Source organism: Rhizobium hidalgonense (assembly GCF_002914525.1).
Taxonomy (GTDB): domain Bacteria; phylum Pseudomonadota; class Alphaproteobacteria; order Rhizobiales; family Rhizobiaceae; genus Rhizobium; species Rhizobium hidalgonense.
Genome location: NZ_LODW01000059.1, coordinates 320,060 through 332,282, shown reverse-complemented (window position 1 = coordinate 332,282; position 12,223 = coordinate 320,060). Strand labels below are relative to the sequence as shown.

Annotated in this window: 9 protein-coding genes and 1 pseudogene; 6 read left to right on the top strand and 4 right to left on the bottom strand. The window is 59.3% G+C overall.

The annotated features are described in order from the left end of the window. Positions 1–5: 5 nt before the first annotated feature. From ATY29_RS19050 to ATY29_RS19030, 5 genes are all read left to right on the top strand, one after another. Positions 6–1,298: an ABC transporter substrate-binding protein gene (locus tag ATY29_RS19050; RefSeq protein ID WP_025417965.1), complete on the top strand. Its 1,293-nt coding sequence runs from the start codon at positions 6–8 to the stop codon at positions 1,296–1,298. Positions 1,299–1,520: 222 nt separating this feature from the next. Then, positions 1,521–2,459: a carbohydrate ABC transporter permease gene (locus tag ATY29_RS19045; protein WP_097533036.1), complete on the top strand. Its 939-nt coding sequence runs from the start codon at positions 1,521–1,523 to the stop codon at positions 2,457–2,459. After that, positions 2,452–3,345 (top strand): carbohydrate ABC transporter permease, encoded by an 894-nt coding sequence (locus ATY29_RS19040; protein ID WP_097533035.1) that lies wholly within the window; start codon positions 2,452–2,454, stop codon positions 3,343–3,345. The genes ATY29_RS19045 and ATY29_RS19040 overlap by 8 nt, the downstream gene beginning before the upstream one ends. A 4-nt stretch (positions 3,346–3,349) precedes the next feature. Next, positions 3,350–5,062, top strand: coding sequence for a GH32 C-terminal domain-containing protein (locus ATY29_RS19035; RefSeq protein ID WP_097533082.1), 1,713 nt, complete (start codon positions 3,350–3,352; stop codon positions 5,060–5,062). A 19-nt stretch (positions 5,063–5,081) separates the two neighbouring features. Continuing rightward, the gene (locus tag ATY29_RS19030; RefSeq protein ID WP_003572068.1) at positions 5,082–6,125 is read left to right on the top strand and encodes an ABC transporter ATP-binding protein; all 1,044 of its coding nucleotides are present in this window, start codon (positions 5,082–5,084) and stop codon (positions 6,123–6,125) included. A gap of 154 nt (positions 6,126–6,279) precedes the next feature. Here the strand turns inward: ATY29_RS19030 and ATY29_RS19025 are convergent, their stop codons facing one another. Beyond that, positions 6,280–7,371, bottom strand: a complete 1,092-nt coding sequence (locus ATY29_RS19025; protein ID WP_097533034.1) for a saccharopine dehydrogenase family protein — start codon at positions 7,369–7,371, stop codon at positions 6,280–6,282. Between the two features lie 91 nt (positions 7,372–7,462). Between ATY29_RS19025 and ATY29_RS19020 the strand changes: the two genes are divergently transcribed. After that, entirely contained in the window at positions 7,463–8,059 is a 597-nt protein-coding gene (locus ATY29_RS19020; protein WP_003572073.1) for a TetR/AcrR family transcriptional regulator, read from the top strand. A 337-nt stretch (positions 8,060–8,396) separates the two neighbouring features. Here ATY29_RS19020 and ATY29_RS37780 read toward each other — a convergent pair. The 3 genes and pseudogenes from ATY29_RS37780 to ATY29_RS19005 form a co-directional block, all read right to left on the bottom strand. Then, positions 8,397–8,785 (bottom strand): annotated as a pseudogene (locus ATY29_RS37780) (hypothetical protein); the annotation flags it as partial. Between the two features lie 23 nt (positions 8,786–8,808). Further along, a complete protein-coding gene (locus tag ATY29_RS19010; RefSeq protein WP_003572078.1) occupies positions 8,809–10,803 on the bottom strand; it encodes a glycosyltransferase in 1,995 nt (664 codons plus the stop codon). Then, complete coding sequence (locus ATY29_RS19005) at positions 10,785–12,017, bottom strand: HlyD family secretion protein (protein WP_097533081.1); 1,233 nt, start codon at positions 12,015–12,017, stop codon at positions 10,785–10,787. Before ATY29_RS19005 ends, ATY29_RS19010 begins: the two co-directional genes overlap by 19 nt. Between the last annotated feature and the right edge of the window lie 206 nt (positions 12,018–12,223).

Genomic DNA, 12,223 nt, shown 5'->3' with positions numbered 1-12,223 from the left:
TTCTAATGGGTAATCGTTTACTTTGGTCTCTGGTCCTGACATCGGCGCTCTTTGCCCCGTGGGCTGCTGCCGCCGAAAAGACCGCGATCCAGATCATGCATCAGGGCGATCCCGGTTTTGTCGCCGCCTATGGCAAGGTCGCCGAACGGTTCGAGGCGGCCAACCCCGATGTCGACGTGCAGTTCATCTATGCGCCGCACGACGCCTATAACGAGAAGTTCAGCGCCGCCGTCATGGCCAAGCAGCTGCCCGATGTCATGGAGCTCGATGCACCGTTCCTCGCCAATTACGTCTGGTCGGGCTATCTTCAGCCGATCAAGCCGCTGATCGACAAGGACCTCCTCGACGACATGACGGAGTCCAACATCGCTCAAGGCACATACCCGATCGACAAGGACCTCTATGCGATCGGCCTGACCGACTCGTCAGTGGTTCTTTACGGCAACAAGAAATATCTCGAAGCGATCGGCGCCCGCATCCCGAAATCCGTCGACGATGCCTGGACCCGAGAGGAATTCGAAACCTATCTCGAGAAGCTCTCCAAGCTCGATGGGGTGAAGTGGCCGATCGACACCTTCCGCGGCTACGGCATCAAGACCGAGTGGATCACCTATGCCTATGGCCCGATCCTGCAATCGGCCGGCTGCGACCTGATCGACCGCAAGGCCTGGAAATCAGAGGGCACGCTCGACAGCGACGCCTGCGTCGATGCTCTCGCCATGATGCAGAAATGGGTCAAGAACGGCTGGGTCGTGCCGCAATCGGCCGGCACCAATCAGTTCTTCGCCGAAGGAAATCCGGCCGCGCTGGCGCTCGGCGGACACTGGGTCTATGCGGAGGCCGCAGCGACCATGAAGGACAATATTGTCGTGCTGCCGCTTCCGAAGTTCGGCACAAAGGGCGCGAGCCCCAATGGCACCTGGATCTGGGCGATCACCAAGACGTCGAAACATCCCGATATAGCGGCCAAGTTCATCAGCTTCCTGCTGAAGGACAAGGAATATCGAGCCTACGTCGCGAGCCAGTCGGGTTATCCCGGCCTGAAGAGTTTCGCGGCCGAATCTCCGCTCTATGCAAATGGCGGCCCGATGGCGATCGCCTTCGAACAGGCGTCGAAGACGGCCGTCTCGCGCCCGCCGCATCCCGCCTATCCCACAATCACCTCGGCCTTCATGCAAGCCGCCGACGAGGTGTTCAATGGTGGCGATCCGAAGGAGGCGCTGACGTCAGCCGCCAAGAAGATCGATGAGGATATCGCGGACAATGACGGATATCCGCCGTTCGGCGACGCGCAATAAGCGCATCGCTGCCGGAAGGTCGACCCCTGCGATGTCTCCGTCAGACATCGCAGGGCGGGACCGGCATCGAAAGCGCGTCGAGATCTTTCAGATCCGCTCCTCGCGCGCTTTGGCTCTTTGTTTTTGCGCATGTCATTGCCGCAAAAGCGCTCAGCGCTTTGCCTGGCAAAGCCGCTGCCCACTTTTGCGCGGCATGCTTTAGGCTTGGAAAGGACGAACTGCATGGTCATGCAACAATCGACATCTTCGACATCCGTCCGAAAGGCTCCGGCGCGCCGGCATGACAAGGGACGGCTGATGCAGGAAGCCGCCATGCTCGCGCCGGCCGTGATCCTGTTGACCCTCTTTCTTATCCTGCCGTTCCTCTTGTCCTTCTGGACGGCGATGACCAACCAGCCTCTGGTGCCGCGGCCAACGCCCGTCCGGTTCGTCTGGTTCAACAATTTCATTCGCATCTTCCAGGACGATCTTTTCTGGACCGCCCTTTGGAACGTCTCACGCTTCACTTTCTGGATCATTCCAGCGCAGTGCGGCCTGGCTTTCGCAACGGCGCTGCTGCTGCATCAGAAGCTGCCGTTCCGCAATCTGCTGCGCGGCATGTTCTTCCTGCCGGCGATCACCTCGATGGTCGTGGTCTGCGTCATCTGGGGCACCCTGTTCCAGTATCCGACGGGTCCCTTCAACCAGATCCTCAGCTTTGTCTCAGGGGGAGCGATCCAGCCGATCGATTGGCTCGGCGATCTCGAGTGGGCGATGTTCTCGCTCGTCCTGCTCTCGGCTTGGCAGGCCTACGGCTTTCAGATGATCGTCTACCTCGCCGGCCTTCAGGGCATCCCGGACGAACTCTACGATGCCGCCAAGATCGACGGTGCGAACGCTTTCCGCCGCTTCTGGCATGTGACCATGCCCGGCCTGCGGCCGACCCATGTCTTCGTCCTGGTGATAACGACCATCCAAGCGTTCAAGCTCTATACCCAGGTCGCCATTCTCACGCAGGGCGGACCGAAAAGCAGCACCGAAACGGTGGTCCATTACATGGTCCGGGCCGGTTTCGAAGAACAGAAGATGGGCTATGCCTCGGCCGTCTCCGTCATCCTGTTCGTGATCGTTCTCATCATCGCGCTGATCCAGCGCCAGCTCCTGAGGCGCTTCGATGTCTGATATCGCTCTCTCGATCCCGCAGGCCCGCACAGCACGGCCCCGTTCCGCTGCAGCGGTGCTTCGCATCATCCAGACGATCTGCATCTTCATCATCGCCCTGGTGATCGTCTCCCCATTGCTGCTGCTGGTCGTGGCAAGCCTCAAGGATGTCCGGTTCCAGATTCTGGCCGATATGGGCAGCTTCCGGGCCTTCTGGGTGTCGAACCCGACGCTTTCCAACTATGCAGAGGTCGGCCACCTCTCGGGCGAACTCGCCTTCGGACGCTACCTCATCAACTCGCTGATCATCCTGGTCACAACGGTCTGTTCCGGCCTGATTGTGAATTCGATGGCCGCGTTTGTCCTGGCCTGGGGATCGTTCAAGGGTCGCGCCGTCATCCTGTCGATCGTGATCGCGCTCTACGTGATCCCGCAGGAAAGCATCATCATGCCGCTGGTGATCATGGTTTCCCGGGCGGGAATGTCCGATACCTTCGCGGTGCAGATCGTGCCCTGGGTCGCCAGCCCCCTCTACATCTTCCTGTTCTACCAGTTCTTCGCGCAGCTGCCGAAGGAATTGCTGGAGGCCGCCGAGATCGATGGCGCATCCTTTTTCCGGGTCTATCGCTCGATCTTCCTGCCGCTCAGCCTGCCCGCACTCGCCACCGTGTCGATCCTCATGGGTATCGAGACGTGGAACCAGTATCTTTGGCCAATCCTCGTAACGCAGACCGACTATGCCCGGCCGATCGCGGTGGCCATCGCCACCTTCTTCGGGCAGGACAGCATCTACTGGGATCGTGCGATGGCAGCCTCCGTTTTGATGATGATCCCGATCCTGGGGCTCTACCTCGCATTCCAGCGCTGGTTCGTGAGTTCCTTTATCGGCTCTGCCGTGAAAGGTTGAATTGATGACAAGCCAAGCGATTTCTCCATCCGATGAAAGGGAACTGGAGACGATCAGCGCCATCCTGCCCGAGGGGGCCACGATCCATGCCTGGATCAAGGCGTCGCACGGCGCCGCCCCGGGAAGGCTGACGGCACACGCCGAAGGAAATGCGGCCGGTACTGTCGAAACTTCAAATCCGCATGAATTCGAGTTCCGGTTACTGACGCTGGAAAGAGGCGGAGAGACCGTCTTTTCCTATGATCCCACGACGACCGAGGTCTCGGTGCTCTATGCCTTCCGTCAGTCCCGCGTTCTCGAAGAAGGCATCCGGCTACTGCACGTCCGCCCTTCCAATGCTACCCCCGACGTACCGGGCGGCTATCACTTCCGCCCGCCTTTCGGCTGGATGAACGATCCCAACGGGTTCGGAAGGTTCGGCGGCAAGCTGCACCTCTTCTACCAGCACTATCCCCACAGCCTTCGCTGGAACAACATGCATTGGGGTCATGCGGTCTCGGACGACTATCTTCGCTGGACGCATCTCCCGATCTTTCTTCCGCCTTCGGATGAACTCGCCGCGCAGGCCGATGGGCGGGGCGGGGCATTTTCCGGCTCGGCGATCGCGCTTGATGGCAGCGGAATTCGCATCTTTTTCACCGAGCATATGAAGGATCGGGAACCGGAGGAACAGGTTCAGTTCACGGCCACCAGCCGCGATCTTGTCAATGTCGAGCCGGCAAGCCTGATCCTGCCGGCGCGTCCCACCGGGCTCGGCCTGACCACTGACTTCCGCGACCCTTACGTCTTTTCAGGCCCCGACGGCAAATGGAAGATGTTGCTGGGCACGCGGGACCGCGAGGGCGGCGTCATCCTGCTCTACGAAACAGATGATCCGGCTGCGGCGACGGGTTGGACGTTCCTCGGCATGCTTCACCGCGAAAACCGCTTCGGGATGACGGCGGCGGAGTGCCCCTGCATGGTGCCGCTCGACGGTCCGGCAGGCGACCCGTCGACGCGCTGGGCATTGATCTTCGGTCTTCTCACAAGCCGCGACCCGGCAACGGGCCGGCGCAACATGACGACTGCGACCGTCGGCCGCTTCGATGGCCAACAGTTCTCCATGGAATTTGAACAGGAATTGGATTTCGGCACCGATGCCTATGCCTTTCAGGCCTTCGTCGACGAGGACGGCCCGGTCGGCATTGCGTGGCTTGCGAACTGGACGGATATTTCCAGAGAGATCGACATGCCGACGGCGATGACCCTGCCGCGCCGGCTGGCATTGCGAAACGGGGCGCTGATCACACCACCGGTGTCAGGTGCGGAAAGCCTGCGGCGGCACCGACTGGATGTCGGAGGTCTTTTGGAAGGCCAGGCCGTCGATCTCGCCAACGGCTCCATCGAAATCCTGCTGACGCTGAAGGAAGCCGGCAACGCGTTCCGTTTGGAATTCGAACATTCCGAAGCAACGGTTGTTGTTCAGCTGAACGATGATGGGCTGAGCATTCCCTTTTCGGTGGCGAATGCCAAGACATCGCCCCGCTATATCGCTGCGGGCGCACGCCCGTCGACTATCCGGATATTCCTCGATGCGGGCTCGCTCGAGGTCTTCGCCGACGATGGCCGATGGACGGGAACCAAACGGCTGCCCGGCTTCAAGGGTGTACGCGCGGTACGCCTGAGCGCGCCCGAGGGCAATATGCTCGCCGCCGAAATCTGGCAGCTCGGTCTTTAATTTCTGGAGGATAAACGACATGGCGTCGGTGACGATAGATGAAGCCCGCAAGCATTATGGTGCCGTGCCGGTGATCCACGGCGTCTCCATCGATATCGAGGACGGCGAATTCGTCACGCTCGTCGGCCCCTCGGGCTGCGGCAAGTCTACGCTGCTCAGAATGCTCGCAGGGCTCGAGGAGATCAGCGACGGCGAAATCCGCATCGGCGGCCGGGTGGTCAACGACGTGGCGCCGAAGGAGCGGGATATCGCCATGGTGTTCCAGAGCTACGCGCTCTATCCGCACATGACCGTCGCGGAGAATATGGGCTTCGCTCTGAAGCTCCAGGGGCGGAACAAGTCGACGATCGAAAAGCAGGTGAGGGAGGCTGCCGACATCTTGGCGCTCGGACCTCTCCTCGACAGATTGCCCAAGCAATTGTCGGGCGGCCAGCGCCAGCGCGTCGCCATGGGCCGGGCGATCGTCCGCCATCCGCAGGTCTTTCTCTTCGACGAGCCGCTCTCCAACCTCGACGCCAAGCTGCGTGTGACGATGCGGGCCGAAATCAAGGAGCTTCACCAGCGGCTGAAGACCACTACCGTCTATGTCACCCATGATCAGATCGAAGCCATGACCATGGCCGACAAAATCGTCGTGATGCGCAGCGGCCGCGTCGAACAGATCGGCAAGCCGCTCGAACTCTTCGACCGGCCGGCAAACACCTTCGTCGCCTCTTTCATCGGTTCGCCCGCCATGAACCTGTTCGAAGGCAAGGTCAGCGGCGGCAGCTTCGTTTTGGACGGGACCAGCCTGCCTCTGCCGCCCGGCCGGCAAAACGCCGACGCCGTCACTTATGGCATCCGCCCCGAGCATATGGCGATCCGCGAGGACGGCGTGCCGGCCACCATCGTCGTTGTCGAGCCGACCGGATCAGAAACCCACATCAACGCGAGGCTCGGGAACGTCGATATCAGCCTGCTTCTACGAGAACGGGTCGAATTGGAACCGGGACAACAAATCTCGATCGCCCCTGACCTGTCGAAGGTGCATTTGTTTGGAACAGGCGGTAATCGCCTAAATTGAGATTGATGCCCTGTGGGTCGCTCTGAGCGGCGTGCCGATGTGAGTGTCGCAGAGATCCCTCGCAAAAAATGCCCGACTTTTGCGAGGGTGAGTGATTTCGCGGGGGATTTGTGCAGCAACAGGCTCCCTGATTAGGTTGGAGACTGGAGGTCCCTCACGCCATCAATGGACTGACCTTCTGAAGATCTGAGGTTTCCGATGTCTCAACCGACAGATTGGGGCCGAGTGCGCCCAGGAAACTCGCGGCGTGGAAAATGGCAGCCGGTGGCTTTGCCCCGGTATCACGGATCTCACCGGACAGGATACGCTGGACCGCTTCGCAGATGATCGGCGCGGTAACGGCATAGATATCCTGTCCCTGGGCGAGACTCCGGCGGCGCAGCTCGCCTTGCGTGACGATCACCTCAACGGCAAAGCGCTGCGCCGATCGTCCGGTTTCATCGATGGCCTGAGGCGGGGGCGTTGATGGATCCCGAACATCCCGCAGAGCTATCGTGCTGAGAAAGGTGTGCAATTCCTTGGTCCGGACGTGGCGGGCGATCAACGGCACTTCCGAAAATGGAAGCTCGACGAATGTCTGCTGGCCGAACGGCGCCGGCAAAACGGATATTTTCTCGGCCGGCGGCTGCTGCACAGGCCCAAGCTGCCCGCCGCTGACCGCCAGGCGCTTTGCGGTATTCTTTTCCCCGGTCACGCGCGTGCCTTTCGTCGGCAGCCAGCTGTCTAGTGCAATCCGGATTTCGACAGTGTCGGCATGCTGCCATTCGTCCATCAGGGCCGCCACCAGCAGGTCTGCCAGCCCGCCGTAAAATCCCATGGCCGGGATGACGGCTACGCCGGCATTCCGGGCCGCAGCCTCATGCCGGTCGAACGTCGCTTGTACGCTTGGCTGTTCAGCCGTTACGTCGAGATAATGGATGCCCGCCCGCAACGCGGCACGCACGACTGCGTCAGCTGTGTCCATGAACGGGCCGGCGCAGTTGATGACCGCTGCCGCACCAGTGAGTGCCCTGTCCAGCGCCGCGTCATCCTCTGTCGCTGCTTCGCGGCATTCGACGCCGCGTTCGGCAAAGCCCGCCTCTGCCAATCGTTCGGCGCTCCGTCCGATCGCGATCGGCTTCAGCCCGCGCCGTAAGAGTTCGGCGACGACGAAACGGCCGGTATGGCCATTTGCGCCAAGGACCGCCACGGCGTGGGGTGATGTTCTGATAATGTCGGCTTGTTGAGTGGTCACCGCTCTCTCCATCGCTACAGACCTGTCTGTACTTAATAAAACATACAGGTCTGTAGCGTGTCAACCGACTTTCTGCTAGGGTGACTGAATTGGAGATACACAAATGACAAAAAGCACAGTGAACGCACCTGCGCCGGCCGTGAACGATGTCCGGGACAGAATTCTCGAGACGGCATCGGAACTCTTCTACCGGCGCGGCGTGCGTGCCGTCGGCGTCGATCTGGTGGTTGAAAAATCCGGTGTCGCCAAAACCAGCCTTTACCGCCACTTCGGCACAAAGGACGATTTGATCGCGGCCTTCCTGAAGCGCGAGGATCTGGACTTCTGGAACACCTGGGACCAGGTAGCCGAACAACACGCTGATGACGCCGGAGCTGAACTCGACGCCCATTTCGAGTGGATCGGCGAACGAGTCGGGCGGGATAATTACCGGGGCTGCCCGCAGATCAACACGGCGGCCGAGTTTCCGGAAGCCGGTCACCCCGCCCGCAAAGTTGCCGAAACCCACATGCGTGAAATGCGGCGGCGCCTGAAGACGATTGCCGGGAGACTGGCGGTTACGGCACCCGACCGGCTTGCCGGGCAACTCGCGGTGCTGATCAACGGCGCTTTTGTCAGCATGCAGGTCTTCGAACCCGGCGAGGCGACCGGTTTGCTTCGCGATGCGGCGCACGCGCTGATCGCCGCCGGCCGTAGCTAATGCCTAGAGGCAGATTTCTCAGACTTGGGAAATGGATCGATAGGAACACCCATCGAGATCGAGAGTTCTCGTCATTCGTCGACTTGCGGCTCAGCCTTTTGCGAGCACCGGGCTTTCGCAAGGTCGCCGGTTCGGATCCCTTCAAGGCGTGGAATTGAGAGACGCTTATTTAAGGGGGCTTAACTTAGCTTCTTCCTTATTAAAGAAAACAGCGCCTTGCTTAAATAGTTGAAAATCACACTCACCATGTCTGATTCCGAGCCTAATCAGCGGTATGGCCGCTTTGTCGAATCCTCTGTGGCGGGCGAGTCCCTGCGGGCATTCGTGCCGCCGCCTCACGGCGCTGTTCGCACCATTGCAGATACCAGTCCCAAATATCGGGGAAGACCAGGAGGCCAAAGGTCAATTGACCGGGAGGGACGCCAAAGCCGTTTACCGCGCTAGTCGGTGATTGTCCCAACGAACCAAACATCAAGCCGAGATGTTCGATCTTCTGGGACGCCGTCTCTTCCCCCTATACGCCATTTCTCTGAAATCCGAGAGCGGTCAGCGTTGCGGTCTTGAAGCAGATCAGGTTTGCCATTTCCATCGCTAACCGGGGGGGCGACGATCACGCCTGCAAGCAGATCCGGATCCTCTATCGTCGTTTGATCGCCTTCGTCATGGGCGAAGCTCTCTGCCTCCCCTAGAAGCGAAAGCGACGCCGTATGTAATACCGGGAAACCTATTGCTGCGATTTGCGCATCGCACTACAAGGTTCGAGTTCGCCCGAATGACCGCAACAAAAGATTAAGAGAGACGGCAACCTTGTCGATGTCGCGAATATCCCTCGAATATTGACCGGTGTAGAGTTTGACAATCATGCTGTCGCGAGCAGCGCCGCTGAGTTCGAAATACAGATGCAGGTAATAAGCTTGCTTGTCGCCGCTGCGACTTACGCTCCTTCCTCGCTGAGTGACCTGCCCGAGCTCCGCCTTGAACGGAGCGAAGCCGTGGAGTTTCAGCATGACCGATTTGGATTGAAATCGGGCCATGGTGGGGACTGCAACGACGGCCTTGTCCAGTGCCAGGCTGACGATTTGGCCGGAGACATCGTCGACGACAGCAGGCTCATCGAGCTTGAACGCATGAAACAGGCGCCGGGGTTTCTCGAAGCAGATGAGCGAGGCGATGAGCAGGACGACGATATTGATACCGGACCACCAGGCTGCGACCGGCGAAAACTGGCCCTGTACATGCGACGTTTCCGGTACGACGTTGAGCAGCAGACCAAGGACGGTGACCGTGACTATGCTTGCGATCCAGGTAAAGCTGTAGCGGTCGAACTGGTTCGACTCATTGCCGCTGCCCTTTGGCGTCACCCTGAACGGCTTACCAAACGGCCTCACCAGGCTCGAGACCACGGTCGGAAACATGCGGAATGTCGCAAAGGTCCCGACGGCGCTGGAAACCACAGGCAAATAACGGGTCGGCGTGATCCACAGCATGAGCAGAAAATACGCCGCCAGCAACGGCACCTGATGCGAGACATAATCGGCTATATCAGTGAAATAGAGCGGGAGCAGGCCGAACCAAAGATAGACGATGGGGACGAGCAATATCGTGAAGCGAACCAGATACTGCACCAGCCATGATGCCGGCAGGAACATGATCCGTTGAAAGAGCGTCAATCCCGGGCCGCGCAGCGGCCCGTTATAGAGGTAAAGGGTTTGAATACCTCCCTGACACCACCGTTCACGCTGCACAAAATACCCGGTCAGGTTTTCGGCGGCCAGCCCCATCGATAGCCGCTCGTTCAGATAGCGCGTCTTGTAGCCTTTGTTGAGCATCGAAAGCGTTGTCAGCAGGTCTTCCGTGATCGACTCCGTCGGAAACCCGCCTATTGCGTCGACGGCCTTGCGGCGGGCAATCGAGCATGAACCGCAGCAGAAACTGACGTCCCAGGCATCTCGGCTGGGCGCGATCTCGTCGAAGAACAAGCGCTGCTCGTCCGGCCAGATATTCTCCAGGCCAAGGTTTGATTGCACCGGATCGACATTGAAGAAATGTTGAGGTGTCTGGACGATGCCGATGCTGTCATCGCAAAAGAAGGGCAGCGTCCGGCGAAGGAAATGTCGATAGGGGACAAAATCGGCGTCGAAAATCGCAATAAAATCGCCCGAGCTGACCTTCAGCCCATTGTTCATATTGCCTGCTTTGGCGTGGCTGTTGTCGCCGCGCGTGACGTGGATGACCTTCTTTTCCTCGCAATAGGCCTTCAGCCAATCTCGGCGTTGATCGTCAAGCACATACACATTCAACTTGTCGGCAGGATAATCCAGCGAGCGGGCGCCGATGATGGTTCGCTCGAGTACGTCGAGCGGCTCATTATAGGTAGGAATGAAAACATCGACAGTCGGCAGCTCACGCTGCTCCCGCGCAAAGAAAACCCGCGCCAGCCTGTCCGCCTCTGCGCTGCGATCGACGTAGCGGCTCATCAATACCAGAAAAAGGATGACTTCGACGCACGCCAGAATCTCGACGATGAAGAGGATCCAGACCCAGTAGAAACTCGCACCGCCGTCGGGATAGGGAAGCACTGTCTCCGTCAAACGCCAGAACATGTATCGCAATGCGATTGCTGCGACAAACGCGCAGGTCACCGCCCGTGTCCAGGTGTGATGGCGCGACCAATTGAACGGCCCCAAGAAGAAGAAGGCCAAAACTGCAAAGGTCGGAGCCAGCGCTACAAGATACTGAACCACAGGCTTTTGACCCAGTTGGATACGTTGATGCCGTGTTTGGAAAACCGTACCTGCACTGTGCGTCCGACCTGGCAGGAGTTCGCAAAGTCGTCGTTCATGAAGGATGGATCGAGGCGAACCCGAATGCGGGCATTGCGTTGTGTCGACGGCGGCAAACTGGCGGCAAAGGAATCGGCGTCAACCGAAGCCGAACTGCCTCTGACGGACACGACCGTCCCTGGGAAGACATCGCTGCGGCCGAACAATCGCACCTGCGCGACGAGCCCTGGATAGATCTCGTCATAGTTGACCTCAGGGACAAGGATATCCACGTACAGCTCTCGACAGTCGAGAAGGCGCATCAACTCGTCGTTCAGCACGACGTTGGAACCGTTGACGATACTCCTGGTCCAAACAACGCCGTCGAACGGCGCTGTTGCAGTTGCGGATTCAAGGCTGCTGACGCGGCCCGCCTCTTTGACCAGCTGCTTTTGAACTTCGGTCGCTCGTGTCTCGTTTTCCGCTATGCGCGAGTTCAAGTCATTGATGCGAACGACCACCTCGTCTTCACGCTGTCGCGAATAGGGCACGTCATTCTGTCCGTCGCCGAAAACAAAGATACCCTGGCGGACCGCATTGAGCCTTTGTTGCAATTGATCGACAGTCAGATTGCTGATTTCGACCTCGCCGCCGGTCGCAGCGCCGGCAGCACGCGCGGCCTCAACCAGCTTCTGCGTCAGAATGCCTTTTGACTCGAGCTGCATCCGGCGGCTCAGGTCGACCTGCGCGACCAGATCCTGCGCTTGCGACACTTCGACTTTTTTCCGCAGGATTTCGACTTCGCTCTCAAGATTGGCAATGGTGGTCTGCCTGTAGACTTCCAATCTGGCAGACAATTCCTCGCGAAGCGTCGAGAGCTCCTCCCGTTCCTTTTTTAGCGCCGCAACGCGGTCGAGCGCCGTATTGCGATCTGCCTCGAGCGACGCGAGGATTGCGTGATTGATGCGCATATTTCTGATTTCAGCCAGCGATTGTCCCGCTTTGACCGCGCTGCCGACCTTGAGGGGGTCTTCCGCAATCGTGCCGTCGATCGGCGCATTAACGACAGCAAACCGCGCATTGACCGTGCCATCAAGGCTGGTAAAGCCGGTGATCGTCGGCAATGAGACTACAGTCACGAGTGCCAGCAGCAGCAAGCCGACAACGATGCGCGTAATGCGATGGTTCCAGATCATGTTGGCATCCGAAGATATCGCTGCTGCAGCCATCCGTCCCAATCGAGCCGGCACAAACGCATGCAACTCATTCTTGTAAATTAGCGCATCGAAAATTAGTAGACAAGTGATGGTCGTAAAGCTGAGGCAGAAAGAGTTCGGAAGTGGAGGAACCGCCGCCGACGGGAGGCGTGGCATCGTATCAATGCGGCGCAGGGATATGGTCA